Here is a 20,483-nt window from a genome sequence, read left to right on the forward strand (position 1 = left end):
TGGGCGTCTTTGGGCAGGGGAAGGGGACACCAGGGGCGCCGCGTCGTCCCGAGCGGCGCCCCTGGGTGGTACGGGTGGTGCGCGATGTACTTGTACGGGTGCGGAGGAACTCCGCAGGGGATCGGCCGGGGGTCGGCCGGAGGTCAGACGATCCGCTCGAAGACGGCCGCGAGTCCCTGGCCGCCGCCGATGCACATGGTCTCCAGGCCGTAGCGGGCCTCGCGACGCTTCATCTCCCGTGCGAGGGTGGCCAGGATGCGGGCGCCGGTGGCGCCGACGGGGTGGCCGAGGGAGACGCCGGAGCCGTTGACGTTGAGCCGCTCGTGGTCGGCCTCGCCGAGGCCCAGTTCCTTGGTGCAGGCCAGCACCTGTGCGGCGAACGCCTCGTTCAGCTCGATGAGGTCCATCTCGGCGAGCTTCAGGCCCGCCTTGTCCAGCGCCGAACGGGTGGCGCCGACCGGGCCGAGCCCCATGGTCTCCGGGGCACAGCCGGTCCGTGCGAAGGAGACGAGCCGCACGATCGGGGTGAGGCCCAGCCGCTCGGCGGTGGCGGCGCTGGTGACCAGGCAGGCAGCGGCGGCGTCGTTCTGGCCGCTGGCATTGCCCGCGGTGACGGTGGCCTCGGGGTCCTGCCGGCCCATGATCGGCTTGAGCTTGGCCAGCTGCTCGGCGGTGGTCTCGGGGCGCGGGTGCTCGTCGGCGGAGACGACGGTGTCGCCCTTACGGCCGCGCACGGTGACCGGCACGATCTCCTCGTCGAAGAGGCCCGCCTCGATGGCGCGTCCGGCCCGCTGCTGCGAGCGGAGCGCCAGCGCGTCCTGGTCGGCGCGGCTGATGCCGTACTGGCGGCGCAGGTTCTCGGCGGTCTCGATCATGCCGCCGGGGATCGGGTGGTTCGCGCCGCCCGCGGTGACCCGGCCGCGGGTGAGGGAGTCGTGCAGGGTGAGGTTCGGGCCCTTGATGCCCCAGCGGCCCTCGTGGGTGTAGTACGGCGCCGCGCTCATCACGTCCACGCCGCCGGCGATCACCACGTCGCTGAACCCGGCCTTGATCTGCATCGCGGCGTCCAGCACGGCCTGCAGGCCGGAACCGCAGCGGCGGTCGATCTGCACGCCGGTGACGGTGTCGGGCAGGCCGGCGTCCAGGGCGGCCACCCGGCCGATGGCCGGCGCGTCGGAGGTGGGCCAGGCGTGGCCGAGGATCACTTCGTCGACCTTCTCGGGCGCGACGCCGGTCCGGCGGACGATCTCGCTGATCAGCAGGGCGGCCAGGGCGGCGGGGCGCTGTCCGGCCAGCGCGCCGCCGAACTTGCCGATCGGGGTGCGCAGCGGTTCGCAGAGAACGATTTCGGTGGGCTCGGACATGCCACGGCCTTTCCTGGTGGACGCTTCCCGGTGACTTTTCCACCCGAGTACTGAGCCGGTCCAATATCCAATTCGGCCAGAATTCGGACGCCAGACTTATCAATCAGAGATCGCCGCAGGTCAGGCGCGAACCGGAGCCTTCCCTTCAGGCGTGGGCAGCGCCTCCTCGGCCACCGCCAGGACGGTACGCAGGGCCGCCGAGGGATTGTCCGGACGCCAGGCCAGCGCGGCCTGCAGCCGGATCGGCGGGCCCGCCAGCGGCCGGTAGACCAGCCCGGTCTGCTGGATGTGCTGGCAGGAGGTGACGGTGAGGGTGACGCCCACGCCCGCGGCGACCAGCGCCAGGATCGTGTACGAGTCGGGCGCCTCCTGCACCACCCGCGGGTTGAACCCGGCGTCCTCGCACGCCCGGACCGTGGCGTCCCGGACCGTCGAACCGGCGTTGGCGGGAAAACTGACGAACGGCTCGTCGGCCAGCGCGGCGATGGGGATGCGCCGGCGGCGGGCCAGCGGGTGGTCCGACGGCAGCGCGCAGACCAGCTCCTCCTCGTCGATCACCCGGGTCGTGACGCCCGCCTGGGTGACCGGCAGGCGGACGAAGCCGAGGTCGAGCGAGCCGTCGGCGACCCCGGCGAGCGCGACGTTGGCGTACGTCTGGCCCTTCATCACCAGCTCCAGCGCCGGGTGCGCGGCCCGCACTGCGCGCGTGAGCAGCGGCAGCGTCTCGTGCGTGGAGGCGCCGGCGAAGCCGATGGTGACCCGGCCGTACTCACCGCGCCCGGCGGCCTTGGCGGCGCGGGTGGCGGTGTCCAGGTCGGCGAGGACAGTACGGACGGGATCCAGGAAGGACTGGCCCGCGCTGGTCAGCCGGACCGAGCGGGTGTTGCGCTCGAAGAGCTGGACGCCCAGTTCCTTCTCCAGCTGGCGGATCTGCTGGCTGAGCGGCGGCTGCGCCATCTGCAGACGCTTGGCGGCCCGACCGAAGTGCAGCTCCTCGGCCACCGCGACGAAGGCGGTCAGATGCCGCAGCTCCATGCCGTTCAGTCCGTTCCCTGCGAGCCGACTATTTCTTTCCTGATATCAGTCTGACCTTAATTCGGTATTGGACGGAGATCAATGGCCGGTGAAACGGTAAGCGGGACCGGATCCACATCCCGCACGCCGAGGAGCACCGTGGACAAGACCATGACGATGCGGGAGGCCGTCTCCTCCTTCGTCCATGACGGGGACACCGTCTCCCTCGAAGGCTTCACGCACCTCATCCCCACCGCCGCCGGGCACGAGATCATCCGGCAGGGCCGCCGGGACCTCACCGTCGTCCGGATGACCGCGGACATCGTCGTGGACCAGATGCTCGCCGCCGGCTGCGTGTCCCGGCTGGTCTCCTCCTTCGTCGGCAACTCCTCGGCCGGTTCGCTCGGTGAGCTGCGCCGCCGGGTGGAGAAGGCCGTCCCGGAGCCGCTGGTCTTCGAGGAGTACAGCCACTACGGCATGATCTGCCGCTACCTCGCGGGCGCCCAGCGGCTGCCGTTCTACCCGCTGCGTTCGTACGGCGGCAGCGACCTGCCCTCCGTCAACGAGGGCCTGCGCAAGGTCACCTCGCCCTACCCGGGCCCGGACTGCGAGGCCGAGCAGGTATACGTCGTACCGCCCGTCAACCCCGACGTGACGATCATTCACGCGCAGCGCGCCGACCGCAGCGGCAACACCCAGATCTGGGGCCTGACGGGCGTCCAGGCGGAGGCGGTCTACGCGGCGGACAAGGCGGTCGTGGTCGTCGAGGAGATCGTCGAGGACGAGGTCGTCCGCTCCGACCCCAACCGCACGGTGATCCCCTCGCACGCGGTGGACGCGGTGGTCGCCTGCCCGCGCGGCGCTCACCCCTCCTTCGCGCAGGGCTACTACGACCGGGACAACGCCTTCTACCGCGCCTGGTCCGGCGTCAGCAAGGACCCCGACCGGCTCCAGGACTGGCTGAAGGAGTGGGTGTACGGCACCGCGGACCACGCGGAGTACGTCAGCAAGCTCGGCGAGGAGTTCTGGGACTCCCTCGCCGTCGGCGAGGCGATGAGCCTGCCGGTCAACTACGGGAGGCGACTGTGAGCACGGACCTGACCACCACCCCCGACGTGACCTCTTCCGAGCTGCTCGCCGTCGTCGCCTCGCGCGAACTGGCGGCGCGCCGGACGGTGTTCGCCGGTATCGGGCTGCCCACGCTCGCCGCCTCGCTCGCGCACCTCACGGTCGCGCCGCAGCTGGAGATCGTGTACGAGTCCGGGGTGTGCGGCGCGCACCCCTCGCACCTGCCCGAGACGATCGCCGACGCGGTGCTGATCACCGGTGCCGAGGCGGTCCTGTCGATGCCCGCTCTCTTCGGGTACGTCCTCCAGGGCGGCCACATCGACGTGGGGTTCCTCGGCGCGGCGCAGATCGACAAGTGGGGCAACCTCAACACCTCCGTCATCGGTGACTGGGAGGCGCCGAAGGTGCGGCTGCCCGGTTCCGGCGGCGCGATCGAGGTGATGGCCAACTCCCGCGAGGTGTTCGTGGTGATGCGCCGCCACGACCCGCGCTCCTTCACCGAGAAGCTGGACTTCTGCACCACGCCGGGGCCCGACCGCGCCCTCGAAGAGGGCGTGCGCCCGCTCGGCACGGGCGTCACCCGGGTCATCACCGAGCTGGGCATCCTGGCCCGCACGGGCGTCGGCCGGGAGCTGACGCTGGTGGCCGTGCACCCGGGCGTGACGGTGGACCAGGTACGCGAGAACACCGGCTGGGACCTGGCGGTCGCCGACACCGTGGAGACCGTCCGCCCTCCGAGCGACGCCGAGCTGCGCCTGCTGCGCGAGGATGTCGACCCGGACCGGGTGTACCTGCGCTGACCGCGTACGCCTGCGCGCTGACCGCGTGGACAGCGCCCCTGGTGACGCCGGATTGTCAGTGGGTGGGAGTAACTTCACGAGCAGAGTGGTGGAGGCGGGGGAGGGGGTCTCGATCACGGGACTCTCCTCGTGGGGATCGGGACTTTCCTCGTGGGGAGAGGGAGGGGCCCTGCCAAGGAACCGAGGGAGTATCTGACGTGCGAATCAGGATCGTCGGCGCCGGCGTCATGGGCCGCGGCATCGCCCAGTGGGCCGCCACCGCAGGGCACACCGTCGAACTGGCCGACATCCGTACGGAGGCGGTCGGCGCGGCCGTGGACTTCGTGCGGGGCATGCTCGACCGGGCCGCCGCCAGGGGACGGATCACGGCAGGGGAAGCGGCGGACACGCTCGCCCGCATCGTGCCGCTGGACTCCCCCTGGGCGCCAGGCGATGATGTGGAGCTGGTCATCGAGGCGGCCCGGGAGGACCTGGACACCAAGGCCGAGGTCTTCGGCAAGCTGGCCGAGGCGCTCCCCGCGTCCACGGTCTTCGCGACCAACACCTCCTCCCTGTCGGTCACCGCGATCGGCGCCACGCTGGCCGACCCGTCGCGCCTGGCGGGCCTGCACTTCTTCAACCCGGTACCGCTGATGCGGATCGTGGAGGTGGTGCCGGGCGCGGCGACCCGGCCGGAGATCCCGGAGCTGCTCACCGGGCTGGTGACCGGCACCGGCCACCGTGCCGTGGTGGTCGCCGACACCCCCGGGTTCCTCGTCAACCACGCCGGGCGCGGCCTGGCCACCGAGGCGCTGGCGCTGCTGGAGGAGAACGTCGCCGACGTGCCCGGCATCGACCGGGTCGCCCGTGACGTGCTGGGCCTGAAGATGGGCCCGTTCGAGCTGATGGACCTCACCGGGCTCGACGTGACCGCCGCGGTCATCGACACGATCTGGCACGGCTTCCGCCACTCCGACCGGCTCCGCCCGTCCTTCCTCACCCCCAACCGGGTGACCGCAGGGCTGCACGGCCGCAAGACGGGCCGCGGCTGGTACGCGTACGGCCCCGAGGACCCGGCGCCGGCCGCCGTCCCCGAACCGCCCGTCACCGGCGACGCCAAGCGGCCCGTACGGGTGGCCGGCACGGGCCCCGGTACGGAGGCGCTGCGCTCGGCGCTCGCCGCGTCCGGCGCGGTGCTCGACGAGGCCGAGCGCCCGGGCGACGACTCGCTGGTCCTGGTCGCCACCTGGGGCACGACGGTCGCCGAAGCGGTGGCGGGGCTGGACCTGCCCCCGGCCCGCACCCTGGGCGTCGACCCGCTGTCCCTCGCCACCCGCCGCCGGGTGCTGGCGGCCACGCCGGCCACCGACCCGGAGGTGGCGGCCGACGCCCGTGCGGCCCTCGCGGCGGCGGGCGGCGAGGCGGAGCCGTACGCGGTGACCGTCGTACGGGACGCCGCGGGCTCCGTGGCGCAGCGGCTGCTCGCCTCGATCGTGTCGGTCGCGGCGTCCATCGCGGAGCGCGGCCTCGCGACACCGGCCGACATCGACCTCGCCGTCAGCACCGGCCTGGGCTATCCGCACGGGCCCCTGGCCTGGGGCGACACCATCGGGGCTCCCCGCCTGCTCGCGCTCCAGCAGTCGCTGCACCGCACGACGGGCGATCCGCGGTACCGCCCCACCCGCTGGCTCACCGAGCGCGCCCAGCTGGGGATGTCCCTCACCGACCCGGGCAACAGCCCGTTCCCGCAGGCCGGCTGAGCCTGCCGCAGGCCCGGTGCCTGCCTCCGACCCGGCCGCGGCGTACCGCTGATCATGCCCTGACTCCCGGTGCGCCGCGGCCGCGCACGCCGTGGCGGCCGTCGCCCGGCCCACTTGTCATGCGCTCGTCATTCAACTCGCGCCAATGTCCCGCAGAGAGCACCTGACCAGCAAGGACAAGACCCGCACCGGGTTCCTCTTTCCCTGCCCCGCCGTTGTACTGACGCCATGGACAACGACTGGTACGTGGACGACCGTTGCACCGACTGCGACGTCGCCAGGCAGCTCGCGCCCGGCCTGATCGACCGGGTGGGGCGGCGGTCCGAGGTGGTACGCCAGCCGCGCGACGCGGCGGAGGACCGGGCGGTCCACGCCGCCGCCTTCGCCTGCCCGACCCGCTCCGTCCGCCCCGCCTCCGGGCGCCTCGACCCCGCGCTCGACCCCTTCCCGCTGGCCCTGGACGCGGCCGTCTCGCTCTGCGGCCACAACTCCCGGCAGACCGCCGGCGCCAACTCCTACCTGGTACGCCGCCCGGCGGGAACCCTCGTGCTGGTGGACACCCCACGCTGGAGCGAGGTGCTCGCCGCGAAGTACGCGGCGCTCGGCACGGTCACCGACGTCCTGCTCACCCACCGGGACCACGCGGCGCACGGCCGCCAGTACGCGGACCACTTCGGCGCCCGGCTCTGGATCCACGAGGGCGACCTGGACGCGGCGCCCGACGCCGACCGGGTGCTGCGCGGCACGGAGCGCGTGGAGATCGGCCCGGGGCTGGTCGCGCACCCGCTCCCCGGCCACACGCGGGGCAGCGTGCTGTACGTCGCCGACGAGCGGTACTGCTTCAGCGGGGACAGCTTCTACTGGTCCCGCACGACGGGCGACGTCGAGGTGGCGGAGAGCGTCACCTGGTACTCCATCGAGGAGCTGGCCGCCTCCCTGGCACGTACCGCGGGGCAGCTGCGCTTCGAGTGGCTGCTGCCCGGCCACGGCGACCGCAAGCACCTGCCGGCGGACCGGATGGCGGAGCGGCTGCGGGGCCTGGCGGCGCGCACGCGGCGACTGACGCCTCGGCCGGTCGACTTCACCGCGATGCGCTGGTGACACCGGCCGCGCCCGCGACCCCTCCCCCTCGTGAGCCGTCCTGGCCGATTTCGTCGTGCGGGACCGTTGCGCGATCACGGTGCGGTGACCAATCATGACCGGCGAGTGATCTTCAGGTCCCGCTGAACGGAGGGTGCCGATGGCTGTCGGGGACGACAGCGCGGCCGTCGAGCTGCGCGGCGTCACGATGACGTACCAGGGTGCCGAGGGCGATTACACGGCCGTACGGGAGGTGGATCTGACGGTGGCGCCGGGGCGGTTCGTCTCGGTGGTCGGGCCCACGGGGTGCGGCAAGTCCACGGTGCTCAACGCGGTGGCCGGGCTGCGCGAGCCGTCCGCCGGGCAGGTCCGCGTCGGCGGCGAACCGCTGCACGGCCTGAACCGCAGGGCCGGTTACATGTTCCAGCAGGACGCCCTGCTGCCCTGGAAGACCGTCGTGCAGAACGTGGCGTTCGGCCTCGAACTGTCCGGCGTGGACAAGACCGAACGCCTGGCGCGGGCCCACGAGTGGGTCCGGCGCGTGGGCCTGGCCGGCTTCGAGAACGCCTACCCGCACCAGCTCTCCGGCGGCATGCGCAAGCGCACCGCCGTCGCCCAGACCTGGATCGGCGACCCGGACATCCTGCTGATGGACGAGCCGTTCGGCGCGCTGGACGTGCAGACCCGGCAGGTCATGGAGAACGAGCTGCTGGCGCTGTGGACCGACAGCGGCAAGACGGTCCTCTTCGTCACCCATGACCTGGAGGAGGCGGTGTCGCTGTCGGACGAGGTGGTGCTGCTGTCCGCGGGCCCCGGCAGCGGCGTCGTCGGCCGGTACCCGGTCGACCTGCCCCGGCCGCGCGACCTGCTCGACATCAGGACCACGCCGCGCTTCACCGAGCTGTACGGCGCGATCTGGGCGGACTTGAGGAACGAGGTGATGAGGACCTATGAGCGCGCTTCCCACGGGACCGCGGGCGCCGGAGCTGTCCAAAACGCCGGCTGACACCGCACCGCCACGGCCCGCCGGGCCCCCGCGCCGCCGCCGGAGCGGCCCGTCCCGGCCCGCCGTGCTCGCGGCCCAGCTCGGCCTGGCCGTCGTGCTCGTCGCGGGCTGGGAGGTGGGCGCCCGTACCGGCGTCGTCGACCCGTTCTTCTTCAGCTCCCCCGCCGCCGTGGCCGGCCGTATCGGCAAGTGGCTGGGCAGCGGCGAGATCTACGGGCACCTGCTCACCACCCTGCTGGAGGCGGCGCTCGCGCTGGTCATCGGCGGCGTACTGGGCCTGGGCATCGGCTTCCTGCTGGCCCGCGCCCGCACCCTGGCCGCCGTCCTCGACCCGTACATCAAGGTGCTCAACGCGCTGCCGCGGGTCGTCCTGGCACCGATCTTCCTGCTCTGGTTCGGCCTCGGCATCTGGTCGAAGGTCGCCTTCGGTGTGACGCTGGTCTTCTTCATCGTCTTCTTCAACACCTACCAGGGCGTACGGGAAGTGGACCGGGTGCTGGTCGACAACGCCCGGATGCTGGGCGCGAAGGAGAGCCAGCTGATCCGGCACGTGCTGCTGCCCAGCGCCATGTCGTGGATCTTCTCCAGCCTGCACACCAGCGTCGGCTTCGCGATCGTCGGCGCGGTGGTCGGCGAGTACCTCGGCGCGTCCGAAGGCATGGGCTACCTGATCGCGCAGGCGGAGGGGACGTTCGACACGACCGGGGTGTTCGCCGGGATGGTCGTGCTCTCCGCCGTGGTCGTCGTCATCGACCTCCTCGTCAACCGCGTCGAACGCCGTCTGCTGCGCTGGCAGCCGGCCCGCGAGCGCGGCCACGCCTGACCCGTCCCCTTCCCCAGGAGAGTTCATGGCGCACCATCCCGCCCGTCGCCCCCTGCGCAGCGCCGTGGCCGCGGCGGCCTGCCTCGCCACGCTCGCCGCCGTCTCCGGCTGCTCGTCCGGCGGCGGGGGCGACGCGGTCCGCATCGGCGTCGGCGGCCAGCCGCTGCTGGTCTACCTGCCCACCACGCTCGCGCAGCAGCTGGGCTACTACAAGGAGGCGGGCGTCCAGGTACGGCTGGAGGACCTGCAGGGCGGTTCGAAGGCGCTGCAGGCGATGCAGGGCGGCAGTGTGGACGTGGTGAGCGGCTACTACGACCACACGATCCAGATGCAGGCCAAGCACCGGGACGTGGTCTCGTTCGTCAACATGCTGCGCTACCCCTCGCTGGTGCTGGCCGTCTCGCCCAAGGCGAGCAAGAAGATCGACTCGGTCGACGACCTCAAGGGCGCGAAGGTCGGTGTGACCGCGCCCGGTTCGTCCACCGACTTCTTCCTCAAGAAGCTGCTCACCGACCACGGCATGAAGGCCGACGCGGCGAGCGTGCAGGGCATCGGGGGCGACTCCACGGCGGTCGCGGCGATGGAGCAGGGCCGGGTGGACGCGGCCGTCATGCTCGACCCGGCGGTCTCCCAGCTCCAGAAGCGGGTGGGCGCGAAGGAGGTGAAGCTGCTCACCGACACGCGCACCGAGAAGGGCGTCCAGGAGGACTTCGGGGTCTCCACCTACCCCGCCGCCGTCCTCTACTCCGACCGCGACTGGCTGGAGGACCATCCCGACCAGGCACGCAAGCTGGCGAAGGCGGTCCTGAAGGCCCTGAAGTACATCGACACGCACTCGGCCAAGGAGATCGCGGCGAAGATGCCGCGCCAGTACGCCGGTGACGACCCGGCGGTCTACGAGAAGGCCATCGCGCAGGCGAAGGACGCGTACGCCAAGGACGGCCGGATCCAGGCCGACGGCGCGGCGGCGGTGCACAAGGTGCTCTCCGCCTTCACGCCGGAGATCGCGAAGGCGGACGTGGACCTGAAGAAGACCTACACGAACGAGTACGTGAAGTAGGGCGGTCCGGGGTGTTCTCGTACGAGAACACCCCGGTCTCCGGTCAGTCCTGCGCCGCGGCGTCCTGCAGCTCGCGCACCTTGGCGAGGAAGTCGCCGATGAACGGGTCACCGATCTTGACCGCGCCGTGCGGGCGGGTCTCCTCAGGGTCGGAGGTGATCTTTCCGGCGGCGCTGGCGTCGGCGTCCATGGCGGCACGTTCCTTCGCGGCCCCCGCCGTGTCGCCGTCCTGCACGGCGGTCAGCGCGGCGAGGCCGTGCCGCATCGCCGAGCCCCACAGCGCGGTGGCGTCCAGCCAGCGGTCGGCGTCGTGCAGGAACAGCTCGTCGGGCACCCCGGAGCGGATCACCCGCGGCGCGCGGGCGATGCCGTCGACCGTCGGGCGCAGCTTCGCCACCGCCGCCTTCGGGTCGCTGTCGTACGCCTTCCAGAACGCCGCCAGCCGGGCGCTGAGCACCGGGGCCTGCGGCTGCCACGGCGTCGGCGTGGAGCCGGGCGCGAGGTGGTTGAGGTCGACGAAGGTCTGTACGGCGTCGGCGGTCCCCGGGTCGCCGCCCGCGAGGTGCAGCGCGGACTGCCGGGCCGAGCGCTTCACGTCGTAACCGCGGTCGTTCCAGGCGAAGTCGGCGATGGTGAAGACGGCGAGCTTGCTGGCCGCCTCCTGGTTCATCGGGTTGGAGACGATGCCGCTGAGGTGGTCGGAGAGGCCGGCCTCGCGTTTGTCGTACGGGGCGAGCAGCAGCCGGCCGGCGGTCTTGTCGAAGTCGTTGACCGGGTAGTTGTCCCAGACGAAGACCTTGCGGCCGAACAGCTCGGCGGCCTTGGCGGCCTGGTCGTTGGTGATCTCCGACGGCACCACCTCGGTACCGGTCCACATCACCTCGATGTCCTTATCGAGCGTCGAGCGAAGCTTCTGCTTGTACGCGGTGTCGGTCAGGTCGCCGTACTCTGTCGGCACCATCTGGAGCGGGTTGGTGCCTTCGTGGGTGGCGATGAAGGCGCGCTGGACCTCGTTGAGCAGGCCGACCTGGGCCTCGGCGGCGGGTTCGCGGCCCGGCGCGCCGAACTTCTTCTCGTCCCCCGCGCAGTTCCACTTCGTGTAGCTGATGTCGTCCAGCGGCACGGAGAAGGAGCGGACGCCGAGGCCGTACAACGACTCCAGCTTGGCGATGAGCGCCTTGACGTCGGCGGGGTCGGAGTAGCAGATGGAGTTGCCGGGCGAGACGGCGAAGGTGAAGCGGACGTGGTGGGCGGTCGCGCGCCGCACCAGGGCGCCCAGCTCGTCGAGCTTGTCGGCGGGATAGGGATCGCGCCACTTCTCGCGGTGGTACGGGTCGTCCTTGGGCGCGTAGACGTAGGTGTTGGACTTGACTTCGCCGAGGAAGTCCATCTGGTCCAGGCGCTCTTCGTGGGTCCACGGGGAGCCGTAGAAGCCCTCGATGGAGCCGCGCAGCGGCATGGACGGGAAGTCGGAGACCGAGGCGCCGGCGATCCGGCCCCCGGCGATCAGGCCGCGCAGGGTCTGCACGGCGTAGTACTGGCCGGCGGCGTCGGTGCCGCCGAGCGCGACGGTGGCCTGCCGTGACCGGTGGTCGGCGACGCGCAGCGCGTACCCCTCGGCGTGGTCCGGTACGTCCGTGCCGCGCAGCGCCGCAGCGACGTCCGGGCGAGTGGCGGGGCCGAGCAGTACGGTGAGGGCGGCATGGCGGTCGGCACGGGTGCTGACATCGATGTCACGCACGCCGTGCGCACGGAGCGTCTTGAGGAGCAGCTTGCGCGCCGCCGCGTCGGCGTCCCTCCCGACGACGACGTTGACGCGGCCGCCGAGCCGGACGTCGGCCGAGACCCGGGTCATGTGCTGCGGGGTCGGCGAGATCACCGGGAGCGGCGGTTCATGGCCGGCTTCCGGTACTGCGCCGCCCGGTGGCGCGGCACCGAGCGTGGCGGCGGCGAGCAGCACGGCGAGCGAGCCGGTGAGCGATCTGGCGAAGACGGTCACGTGGCCTCCGGAGGTGTGGCGGACTGCGGGTGCGCGGCCGGCCCATGAAGGGAAGCGGAGCCGGTGCCTGGAACCGTCCGCAAGCCTCCGACATGCGGGAACGGGCGTCAATGCCGCCTCGCCGGTCGGGACTTGGACTTTTCTGCGCCCGTTTCGTCCTGGTGCACATGCGCCACATCCGCATGTACGGTGCATCCGCTCCACGGTCGAGCCACCGAACGGCGAGGAGGACGCATGCGTACCCGTCCACGTACCGGCAAGCTCATGACCCGCTCCTGGACCCTGCCGGTACTGGCCGCCGCCGCGGTGGCCGCCGGGCTGCTGACCACCGTGCCGTACGGGACCGCGGGCGGCGGGCGCGGGGACGGCGGCGCCTCGGCCGGGCCCGCCGCCGGGCGCCTCGCGGCGGCCGGGGCACCGCAGGGCAAGGCACGGCCGGACGCCCGGCACGTGGTGCTCGCGGTGCACGGCGGCGCCGGCACCGCACTGCAGCGCGACGAGACCTCGCCCGAGCGGGAGAAGGCCTACCGGGACGGCCTCGCGGACGCGGTACGGGCGGGCAAGCAGGTGCTGGACCGGGGCGGCGACAGCGTCTCGGCGGTCGAGGCCGCGGTCCGGTCGCTGGAGGACGATCCGCTGTTCAACGCGGGCAAGGGCGCCGTCTTCACCGCGGACGCCGGGCACGAACTGGACGCCTCCATCATGCGCGGCTCGGACCTGGCGGCGGGCGCGGTCGCCGGGGTACGCCACGTCCGCAACCCGGTCTCCGCCGCCCGCCTGGTCATGGAGAAGTCCCCGCACGTGCTGCTGGCGGGCGAGGGCGCCGACGACTTCGCGGCCCGCAACGGCCTGGCGACGGTGACCCAGGACTACTACTGGACGCAGGCCCGCTGGGACGCGCTGATGGCGGCCAAGAAGAAGGCCGGCGAGGACCGTTCCGGCGCCGGCACCCGCTCCTCGGCGGCCCTCGCGGACGAACAGGCGAAGGGCACCGTTGGGGCGGTCGCGCGGGACGGCAGGCGGAACCTGGCCGCCGCCACCTCCACCGGCGGCCTCACCAACAAGATGTCCGGGCGGATCGGCGACTCCCCCGTGGTCGGCGCCGGTACGTACGCCAAAAACGGCACCGTCGCGGCCAGCGCCACCGGTGACGGCGAGATCTTCCTCCGCGGCGCCGCGACCGCGACGATCTCCAGCCTCATGGAGTTCGGCGGCAAGGACGTGGCAGCGGCGGCGTACGAAGTGCTGGTGAAGCGGCTGCCGAAGCTCGGGGGCGACGGCGGGGTGATCGCACTGGACGGCAGGGGCACCTTCGACGCGCCGCACAGCAGCGAGGGCATGCTGCACGCCTACCTCACCGAGGACGGCACGATCGTGACGAAGATCTTCCCGGACGAGACCCCACCGAACACCTGATCCGTCCGGGTACGGCAGGAAAGACCTGGTCGCACGGCGCGTGTGAGGTCCATAGGATCAACGGCATGTCCGACACGCCGCACTTCCGTCCGTCCGGCCGCCGGGAGACCACCGCATGACCGCGCCGCACCGCGACGCCTGGCTCGATGTCACCTCCGGCGTCGCCGGGGACATGCTGCTCGGCGCGCTCATCGACGCCGGGGCCACGCCGGAGGCCGTGCAGCACGCGGTCGACGCGGTGATCCCCGGCGCCGTACGGCTGACCCGGTCGGCCGTCACCCGCGCCGGGCTGCGCGCCACCAAGGTCGGCATCGAACCGCTGGCCGAGGACCATCCGCACCGGACCTGGCGCGCCATCAGGGGCCGGATCGAGGAGGCCGGACTGCCGGGCCGGGTCGGCGACCGTGCGCTGGCGGTCTTCGGACGGCTCGCGACGGCGGAGGCCCGCGTGCACGGCGTACCGGTCGAGGAGGTGCACTTCCACGAGGTCGGCGCCTGGGACTCGATAGCGGACGTGGTCGGGGTCTGTGCCGCGCTGCACGAACTGGCCATCGACGGGATCACCGCGAGCCCGGCCGCCCTGGGCTCCGGCCGGGTCCGCACGGCCCACGGCGACCTGCCGGTACCGGTGCCCGCCGTGCTCGAACTGGCAGCGGGCTGGGAGGTGGTGGGCGGCGGCGCCGGCGAGCTGGCCACACCGACCGGCATGGCGCTGGTGACCGCGCTGGCCACGGAGTGCGGCGAACTGCCGCGGCTGCGGGCCGAGGCGACCGGGGTGGGCGCGGGCACGCGGGACACCCCGGGCCGCCCGAACGTGGTACGCGTGGTGATCGGCTCCCCCGCGGCCGCCGCGTCCGGCGCGGACGAGGAGACGTCCGCCGCCGTCCTGGAGGCCAACGTCGACGACCTGGACCCGCGCCTGTGGCCCGGCGTCCTCGCCTCGCTGCTGGCGGCCGGCGCCTCGGACGCCTGGCTGGTGCCGATCCTCATGAAGAAGGGCCGCCCGGCGCACACGCTGCGGGTACTGGCCCCGCGGCAGCGGGCGGACGCCCTGCGCGACCTGATCTTCCGTGAGACCAGCACCATCGGGGTGCGCGAGTCGGCCGTACGGAAGACCGCGCTGCAGCGCACATGGGTACGGGTCACCGTGGCGGACGGCGCCGAGCTGCCGGTCAAGGTCGCGCACCGCGGCGGCGTGATCGTCCGGGCCACCCCCGAATTCGACGATGTGGCCGCCCTGGCCGCCGACCGCGGCCTCCCCACGAGCACCCTCCTGGACGCCGCGATCGCGGCAGCAGTAACAGCCGGCCTGATCCCGGGCGCCGCACTGCCCGGCGGGGCCTCCTAGGAAGCCCCGCCTTTCGGCGGCCGGTCTACGCCGCGGGAAACGGTGCCGCGATCTGGGCTGCCAGGTGACCCGCGCCGTAGCCGTTGTCGATGTTGACCACGGCGACGCCCGGGGCGCAGGCGTTGAGCATGGCCAGCAGCGGGGCGAGGCCGCCGAAGGCGGCGCCGTACCCGACGGAGGTCGGCACGGCGACGACCGGCGCCGCGACCAGCCCGGCCACCACGCTGGGCAGCGCGCCGTCCATGCCCGCGACCACGACCACGGCCCGTGCGGAACGCAGCAGGTCGAGCCTGCCGAGGACCCGGTGCAGCCCGGCGACGCCCACGTCCGCCACGAACGCGGTCTCCCGGCCGAGGTACGCGGCGGTGAGCAGCGCTTCCCGGGCCACCGGGAGGTCGGAGGTGCCGGCGCAGACCACGGTCACCTTGCCGCCGGTCGCGGTCGGCGGCGCCGGCGGCCAGGCGAGCAGCCGGGCTTCCGTGTCATGGCGCGCGTCGGGGAGTTCGGCGAGCACCGCCTTGGCGTGTCCGTCGTCGGCCCGGGTGAAGAGGGTGACCGGTATGTCGGGGCCCAGGTGCCCGGTATCGGCGTACCGTTCGCGTATCGCGGCCGCGATGGCGGCCACCTGAGCCGTCGTCTTGCCCTCGCAGTAGACCGCCTCCGGGTAGCCGCGCCGCGCGGCCCGGTCATGATCCAGCTCGGCGAGCCCGGCGAGGCTCGTCGCACCGCTCATCGCCGCCTCGGGACCCGGCGCGTGCTCAGACATTGCGGCCGCCTCCCGTCACGCCGACCAGCGGCAGGGTGAACGCGCCGGACTGGATGCCGGCCAGATCGATCGCCACCATGCGGAAGCCGGCCGCCTGCACGGCGCTCAGTACCGCCTCGCGCAGCTCGTCGGAGGCGGCCCGGGCGATCTCCGCGACCGGCAGCTCGACGCGCGCCACCTCCCCGTGGTGCCGCACCCGGCAGTCGCTGAACCCCAGCCCCCGCAGCGCCTTCTCGGCCCGCTCTATCTGCCCGAGCTTGGCGGGCGAGACCTCTTCGAAGTGCGGGATGCGGGAGGCCAGGCAGGGCGCGGCGGGCTTGTCGGCGCAGGGCAGCCGGAGCGCGCGGGCGAGGCGGCGTACGGCGGCCTTGTCCAGGCCCGCTTCGGCGAGCGGCCGCAGCACCCGGTGCTCGGTGGCGGCGCGGCTGCCGGGCCGGTCCGGGCGGCGGGCGTCGTCGGCGTTCTCCCCGTACGCGACCGCCGCGAGCCCGTGCTCGGCGGCGACCTCGTCCGAGATCCTGGTGAACAGCTCGTCCTTGCAGTGGAAGCAGCGGTCCGGCCCGTTGGCGCGGTAGGCCGCCGACTCCCCTTCGTACGTGGCGACTTCGACGACCCGCGCGCCGATGTGGGCGGCCACCCGGTGGGCCCCGGCGCGCTCGTCCGCGGCGAGGCTGGGCGAGACGCCGAGGACCGCGACGACCCGCTCGGCGCCGAGCGCCCGTACGGCGAGCGCCAGCAGCAGCGAGGAGTCGACGCCGCCGGAGAAGGCGACGCCGAGCGGGGCGGCGTCGCGCAGCAGCGCGGCGACCGCGTCGGCCGCCTCGGCGTCCGCGCCGGTGAGCTCCGGGAGCTGAGGCAAGGTCATGTACCGCTCCTCATTTCGTGCGCAGCCGGTGGAGGATCTCGCCCGCGTGCGGCACGACCAGGGTCTCCGGGTCGGCGGCGAAGGCCGCGGGGTCGATCTCCGCCGGGTCGAGGTGGTTCAGGTTCGCGGCGCGGACGACGTCCTCGGGGATGCCGGTGGCGAGCGTGACGGTGACCCGGCAGTGTTCCTCGCCGGTCTCGGCGTCGTACGTCCCTGCGCCGCGCAGGTGCGTGGAGTGGGCCAGCACGCCCCAGTGCAGGTCCTTGAAGCGGTCCCACTGCTTGGTGAAGTAGTCCCGGCAGTGGTAGCCGATGTCGCCGATCTCCGGGTGCATGGCGGAGAGCTGCGTGATGTGCGGCGCGTAGAGGATGACCTCGCCGCCGTCCGCGACCACCGGCTCCAGCTTGTAGAAGCCCTTGGCGGCGGTCCAGATGTCCTCGTACTTCTCCGGCATGACCGACAGGACGCGCTGCACGGGCGCGTCCAGGTACCGGATGTGCGTCTCGGCGGAGACCTCGGCCGCCGCGGCCCAGGCAGCCTCCGGTGTGCCGTACGCGAGGCAGTGCAGCGCGTCCGTCCCCGACTGCGCGACGGCGCAGAGGGCGAGGCGGCGTCCGGGGATGAGGGCCGCGGCCTCGTCGATGAGCGCGCGTACGGGCGTGATGCCGCGGGTGCCGATGATCTCCACGCTGCTGATCAGGGCGCCCAGCCAGTGCGAGAGGTCGATGATGTCGGCGCCCGCGACGCCGGGGAAGAAGTACTTGTTGCCACCGGAGAAGCCGACGACCTCGTGCGGGAAGACGGGGCCGAGTACGAGGGTGACGTCGTGGTCGACGACTGCGCGGTTCAGGCGGACGTCGACGGCGTGGTGCAGCAGCCCGCCGGACAGCTCGCCGACCCGGTCGGCGGAGATCGTGCCGAGCGAGACGAAGGTGTCGGGGTCCCACCACTCGTGGTTCCGTACGGTCATGCCCGGATAGCGCGCGGCGAGCCCGCCCTCCGGGTAGCCGAGATGCTCGGCCAGCCGGGCTTCGTCCATGGCGGCGTGGGTGCCGAGCGCGATCAGCACGGTCAGCCGGCTCACCCGCCCGGCGAGCGCGCCGTGCACGGCGGACAGCAGCAACGGCAGCGGACAACTCCGCGTCCCGTCGGGCACCACGACGCAGACACTCCGCCCGTCCAGCTCCGCCCCGCCGAGCGCCCCGGCAACGAACTCGGTGACCTGCGCGTCGTCGAGCACCGTCCCGGCCCCTCCGACCCGTGCGACCCCGGCCTCCGCCGCGTCCTTCGGCTCCGCGTTCTCCGTCATGCCGAAACGATCTCCGAGCCCGCCGCCGGCCGCAAGGGGCTGTGGACAACTCTCCGGTGTGCACGAAAGCCGTCACCCGTACGAAGCACGCAGGCCTCTCCACGAGCGCGCAGGCCGCCCCCACACGTGCGGAGGCGGCCTGCGCCACAGGGGACTGCCCCGCCTAGTCCGGCGGCGTAGGCGTGTCCGGGCTGCGGTACATGGCCTGGAGGTCGAGTTCCAGTTTGACCGTCGGGCCGACGACGGCGATGCCGCGGGCGAGCATGTTGCGCCAGTTGAGGGTGTAGTCCTCGCGGTGCAGCTCGGTCTTGGCCAGGGCGGCGCAGCGCAGTTCCTCGCCGTAGCCGCCGTTGACGGCGCCGAGGTAGGTGGTGTCCAGGTTGACGGTGCGGCTGACACCGTGCATCTCCAGGACGCCCTGCACGACCCACTTCTGGCCGCCCTTGTGGATGAAGCGGGTGGAGGCGAAGTGCAGGTACGGGTAGTTCTCGACGTCCAGGAAGTCCGCCGAGCGCAGGTGGCCGTCCCGGGTGTTGTTGCCGGTGTTGATGCTCGCCGCCTCGATGCGTACCTCGATGCGCGAGTCGGCCATGTCGGGGGCCACCCGGATGCCGCCCTGGAAGCGGGTGAACCGGCCGTGCACGTTGGCCATGCCGACGTGCTTGGCGATGAACCGGATCGCGGTGTGCGGCGGGTCGAACAGCCACGTACCGGGCTGGGGCAGCTCGAGCGGCGCCGAGGACTCCAGCCGGATCGTGGGCAGCGGCAGGGTCTCGCCCTCCCTGATGTCGATCGTCTGCCGGTTCGGCTGCAGTCCGTCGGCGGAGACCAGGACGCTGTACCGGCCGACGGGCAGCGTCAGGAAGAACAGACCGTACGGGTCGGTCGTCAGCTTCGCCACGACCTGCCCGCCGTGCGCCGAGGTGACGGTGACCTCGGCCTGGGGCAGGGGCTCCCCGAGCGGGTCGAGCACCTCACAGTTGAAGGCACCCGCACCCGGGGGGACGGGGTGCAGGAGGCCGGCTCCGCGCGGGCCTCGGGCGGCCCGCTTCCTCCGGAGCAGTGCGATGGGCATGCCATCACCTTTCTACGCGGTGCATGTCAACAAGGCCCCTGTGTCGGGGCCGTGGGAGAGGGGGGTGACGGTGACCAAGACCGTCCCTGTGCCCACGATTTCATGCGCCGCCTTCTGCCGCTCACCCACCCCGGGCCACTGGCCTGCTCATTTTCGGGCGGATCGGCATGAACTGCCGAGCGGCGGAAGCGATTCACCCAATGAATTCCCGGCGTCCGGCGCTCGCGACACCGCTGTTGATCAGCACACTGAGCGCCGGACCGGAACGTTCACTCCTCGTACACCGTTTCTTTACGCGGCCGGCTCGCCGGAGTCGCGAAGTGCCGCGGTACCGGGCTGCGGTGGGACGGCGTCCGGTCCGGCGCCCTCCTCCTGCTCCACATAGCCGTAGACCTCGGGGAGGATGTAGGTGGCCGCGAGGTACCCGGTCAGCGAGAGCAGCGAGACGATCACGGTCGCCAGCGGCACGCCCAGTTCGGTGAAGAGGATCGGGAAGAAGAAGATCGACACGAACGAGGCGAGCTTGACGAAGAGGTAGCCGAAGCCGGAGGCGGTGGCCTTGTACCGGCTCGGCGCGACCATCGAGGCGATCGTCATGCCGTTGGACGCGTCCCAGTAGTGGCCCCACATCAGGCCCGCGGCGGCCAGCGGCACCAGTACGTGCCACTCCAGGTGCAGGAAGAGCGCGGCCAGCAGCAGCGAGACGAACGCCATGCCGTAGCCCACGCGGGCCACTCCGCGATGGCCGATCCTCGGGGTGACCTGCGGCGCGACGAAGCCCGCCACGGTCGCGATGATGTAGATCGCGCCGGTGACGAAGTTGGTCGCGCCGATACCGGAGACGCCGGTGAGGACGAGGATGACCGGCAGGTAGAAGGCGAAGGCGGCGAACTCGGCGCCTTGCATCGCGTTGGAGATCCACGCGAACACACTGGCCTTGCGGCGCACCGGGTCCTGCCAGATGCTCTTCAGGAAGTCGCGGGTGCGCGGCCGCTCCATGACGAAGTCCTCGTCCGGCAGCATGTCCAGGTCGTCGTTGAACATCTCCTTCGCGACGGCCTTGGCCTTCTTGAACTTGCCGCGCTGCACCAGCCACAGGGCGGTGTCCGGCACATCCAGCCGCCCGATGAGCAGCGCGAGGGCCGGCAGCGCGCCGAGGCCGAGACCGATCCGCCACAGCAGGCCGTGGTCCATGCCGCTGAGGTACATCACGGTGATCACCGCGATGGCGGCGATCTCGCCGAGCCCGAACATGCCCTGCCAGCGGTTGCCCATAACCTCCCGCTTGCCCTTGGGCATGGTCTCCATGATGTACGCGTAGCCGGTGGAGATGTCGCTGCCCAGCGGGATGCCGAGCAGGAACCGGACCGCGACCAGCTGCCACATGCTGGTCACGAAGGACTGGCTCAGCGCGAGCACCACGAAGAGCGCCATCGTGATGATGAAGACCTTGCGCCGGCCGATCCGGTCGGCGACCCAGCCCCCGCCCAGAGCGCCGATGAGCGCCCCCAACTGCACGGCACCTGAGGCGAGTCCGAGCATCGCGGCGCTGGGGTGCAGGTCGTTCTTGACGAACAGCAGCAGGAACGAGATCGCGTACAGGTCCCAGGCTTCGATCAGGATCGTCGAGATCATGAGCCAGCCGGTGCGCCGCCCCGTATCGGTGCCTTGTTTGCTGAGGACGTGCTGCGCTGCCCGGTCGGACAGCTGCCGTATCTCCGCCTGAGTCGGCACGGATTCTCCTGACGTCG

The 20,483-nt window shown here is 72.3% G+C and carries 17 protein-coding genes; 9 read left to right on the forward strand and 8 right to left on the reverse strand.

The window, feature by feature from the left end; genetic code table 11:
• Positions 1 to 143: 143 nt before the first annotated feature.
• On the reverse strand, positions 144 to 1,364 hold the full coding sequence (locus tag ACIGQF_RS30905) for an acetyl-CoA C-acetyltransferase (protein WP_399717004.1): 1,221 nt from the start codon (positions 1,362 to 1,364) through the stop codon (positions 144 to 146).
• 120 nt (positions 1,365 to 1,484) lie between these two features.
• Entirely contained in the window at positions 1,485 to 2,399 is a 915-nt protein-coding gene (locus tag ACIGQF_RS30910; RefSeq protein ID WP_399717006.1) for a LysR family transcriptional regulator, read from the reverse strand.
• Between the two features lie 150 nt (positions 2,400 to 2,549).
• Here ACIGQF_RS30910 and ACIGQF_RS30915 point away from each other — a divergent pair, with 150 nt between their 5' ends.
• The 7 genes from ACIGQF_RS30915 (at position 2,550) to ACIGQF_RS30945 (ending at position 9,954) form a co-directional block, all read left to right on the forward strand.
• Entirely contained in the window at positions 2,550 to 3,467 is a 918-nt protein-coding gene (locus ACIGQF_RS30915; protein ID WP_399717177.1) for a CoA transferase subunit A, read from the forward strand.
• Positions 3,464 to 4,246, forward strand: a complete 783-nt coding sequence (locus tag ACIGQF_RS30920) for a CoA-transferase subunit beta (protein ID WP_399717009.1) — start codon at positions 3,464 to 3,466, stop codon at positions 4,244 to 4,246. Before ACIGQF_RS30915 ends, ACIGQF_RS30920 begins: the two co-directional genes overlap by 4 nt.
• A gap of 197 nt (positions 4,247 to 4,443) precedes the next feature.
• The gene (locus ACIGQF_RS30925; protein WP_399717012.1) at positions 4,444 to 5,985 is read left to right on the forward strand and encodes a 3-hydroxyacyl-CoA dehydrogenase; all 1,542 of its coding nucleotides are present in this window, start codon (positions 4,444 to 4,446) and stop codon (positions 5,983 to 5,985) included.
• A 228-nt stretch (positions 5,986 to 6,213) separates the two neighbouring features.
• A complete protein-coding gene (locus ACIGQF_RS30930) occupies positions 6,214 to 7,086 on the forward strand; it encodes an MBL fold metallo-hydrolase (protein WP_399717014.1) in 873 nt (290 codons plus the stop codon).
• A 139-nt stretch (positions 7,087 to 7,225) separates the two neighbouring features.
• Positions 7,226 to 8,071: an ABC transporter ATP-binding protein gene (locus tag ACIGQF_RS30935; RefSeq protein ID WP_399717016.1), complete on the forward strand. Its 846-nt coding sequence runs from the start codon at positions 7,226 to 7,228 to the stop codon at positions 8,069 to 8,071.
• Positions 8,016 to 8,894 (forward strand): ABC transporter permease, encoded by an 879-nt coding sequence (locus tag ACIGQF_RS30940; RefSeq protein ID WP_399717018.1) that lies wholly within the window; start codon positions 8,016 to 8,018, stop codon positions 8,892 to 8,894. Before ACIGQF_RS30935 ends, ACIGQF_RS30940 begins: the two co-directional genes overlap by 56 nt.
• Positions 8,895 to 8,919: 25 nt before the next feature.
• On the forward strand, positions 8,920 to 9,954 hold the full coding sequence (locus tag ACIGQF_RS30945; RefSeq protein ID WP_399717021.1) for an ABC transporter substrate-binding protein: 1,035 nt from the start codon (positions 8,920 to 8,922) through the stop codon (positions 9,952 to 9,954).
• 43 nt (positions 9,955 to 9,997) lie between these two features.
• Here the strand turns inward: ACIGQF_RS30945 and ACIGQF_RS30950 are convergent, their stop codons facing one another.
• Positions 9,998 to 11,953 (reverse strand): beta-N-acetylglucosaminidase domain-containing protein, encoded by a 1,956-nt coding sequence (locus tag ACIGQF_RS30950; protein WP_399717023.1) that lies wholly within the window; start codon positions 11,951 to 11,953, stop codon positions 9,998 to 10,000.
• 234 nt (positions 11,954 to 12,187) lie between these two features.
• On the opposite strand from ACIGQF_RS30950, the gene ACIGQF_RS30955 reads away from it, so the two are divergent.
• Complete coding sequence (locus ACIGQF_RS30955; RefSeq protein ID WP_399717026.1) at positions 12,188 to 13,369, forward strand: isoaspartyl peptidase/L-asparaginase family protein; 1,182 nt, start codon at positions 12,188 to 12,190, stop codon at positions 13,367 to 13,369.
• Between the two features lie 115 nt (positions 13,370 to 13,484).
• A complete protein-coding gene (gene larC, locus ACIGQF_RS30960) occupies positions 13,485 to 14,717 on the forward strand; it encodes a nickel pincer cofactor biosynthesis protein LarC (protein ID WP_399717028.1) in 1,233 nt (410 codons plus the stop codon).
• A gap of 25 nt (positions 14,718 to 14,742) precedes the next feature.
• On the opposite strand, the gene larB is transcribed toward larC, so the two are convergent.
• From larB to ACIGQF_RS30985, 5 genes are all read right to left on the reverse strand, one after another.
• The gene (gene larB / locus ACIGQF_RS30965) at positions 14,743 to 15,483 is read right to left on the reverse strand and encodes a nickel pincer cofactor biosynthesis protein LarB (protein WP_399717030.1); all 741 of its coding nucleotides are present in this window, start codon (positions 15,481 to 15,483) and stop codon (positions 14,743 to 14,745) included.
• Positions 15,476 to 16,348, reverse strand: coding sequence for an ATP-dependent sacrificial sulfur transferase LarE (larE, locus tag ACIGQF_RS30970; RefSeq protein WP_399717033.1), 873 nt, complete (start codon positions 16,346 to 16,348; stop codon positions 15,476 to 15,478). Before larE ends, larB begins: the two co-directional genes overlap by 8 nt.
• 10 nt (positions 16,349 to 16,358) lie before the next feature.
• Positions 16,359 to 17,657: a lactate racemase domain-containing protein gene (locus ACIGQF_RS30975; RefSeq protein WP_399717036.1), complete on the reverse strand. Its 1,299-nt coding sequence runs from the start codon at positions 17,655 to 17,657 to the stop codon at positions 16,359 to 16,361.
• Positions 17,658 to 17,820: 163 nt separating this feature from the next.
• A complete protein-coding gene (locus ACIGQF_RS30980; protein ID WP_399717039.1) occupies positions 17,821 to 18,732 on the reverse strand; it encodes a YceI family protein in 912 nt (303 codons plus the stop codon).
• A gap of 291 nt (positions 18,733 to 19,023) precedes the next feature.
• Positions 19,024 to 20,466, reverse strand: a complete 1,443-nt coding sequence (locus ACIGQF_RS30985; protein WP_399717041.1) for an MFS transporter — start codon at positions 20,464 to 20,466, stop codon at positions 19,024 to 19,026.
• Between the last annotated feature and the right edge of the window lie 17 nt (positions 20,467 to 20,483).

Origin of the sequence: Streptomyces sp. NPDC053560 (genome assembly GCF_044544605.1) — a bacterium.
In the GTDB taxonomy this organism is placed as follows: domain Bacteria; phylum Actinomycetota; class Actinomycetes; order Streptomycetales; family Streptomycetaceae; genus Streptomyces.

What these genes read in the sequence shown, in the direction of transcription:
- ACIGQF_RS30930 (WP_399717014.1), top strand. Translation starts at nt 6,214, where the DNA reads ATGGACAACGACTGGTACGTGGACGACCGTTGCACCGACTGCGACGTC.
- ACIGQF_RS30955 (WP_399717026.1), top strand. Translation starts at nt 12,188, where the DNA reads ATGCGTACCCGTCCACGTACCGGCAAGCTCATGACCCGCTCCTGGACC.
- ACIGQF_RS30910 (WP_399717006.1), bottom strand. Translation starts at nt 2,399, where the DNA reads ATGGAGCTGCGGCATCTGACCGCCTTCGTCGCGGTGGCCGAGGAGCTG.
- ACIGQF_RS30940 (WP_399717018.1), top strand. Translation starts at nt 8,016, where the DNA reads ATGAGCGCGCTTCCCACGGGACCGCGGGCGCCGGAGCTGTCCAAAACG.
- ACIGQF_RS30915 (WP_399717177.1), top strand. Translation starts at nt 2,550, where the DNA reads ATGACGATGCGGGAGGCCGTCTCCTCCTTCGTCCATGACGGGGACACC.
- ACIGQF_RS30980 (WP_399717039.1), bottom strand. Translation starts at nt 18,732, where the DNA reads ATGCCCATCGCACTGCTCCGGAGGAAGCGGGCCGCCCGAGGCCCGCGC.
- larE (WP_399717033.1), bottom strand. Translation starts at nt 16,348, where the DNA reads ATGACCTTGCCTCAGCTCCCGGAGCTCACCGGCGCGGACGCCGAGGCG.
- larB (WP_399717030.1), bottom strand. Translation starts at nt 15,483, where the DNA reads ATGTCTGAGCACGCGCCGGGTCCCGAGGCGGCGATGAGCGGTGCGACG.
- ACIGQF_RS30945 (WP_399717021.1), top strand. Translation starts at nt 8,920, where the DNA reads ATGGCGCACCATCCCGCCCGTCGCCCCCTGCGCAGCGCCGTGGCCGCG.
- ACIGQF_RS30935 (WP_399717016.1), top strand. Translation starts at nt 7,226, where the DNA reads ATGGCTGTCGGGGACGACAGCGCGGCCGTCGAGCTGCGCGGCGTCACG.
- ACIGQF_RS30905 (WP_399717004.1), bottom strand. Translation starts at nt 1,364, where the DNA reads ATGTCCGAGCCCACCGAAATCGTTCTCTGCGAACCGCTGCGCACCCCG.
- larC (WP_399717028.1), top strand. Translation starts at nt 13,485, where the DNA reads ATGACCGCGCCGCACCGCGACGCCTGGCTCGATGTCACCTCCGGCGTC.
- ACIGQF_RS30975 (WP_399717036.1), bottom strand. Translation starts at nt 17,657, where the DNA reads ATGACGGAGAACGCGGAGCCGAAGGACGCGGCGGAGGCCGGGGTCGCA.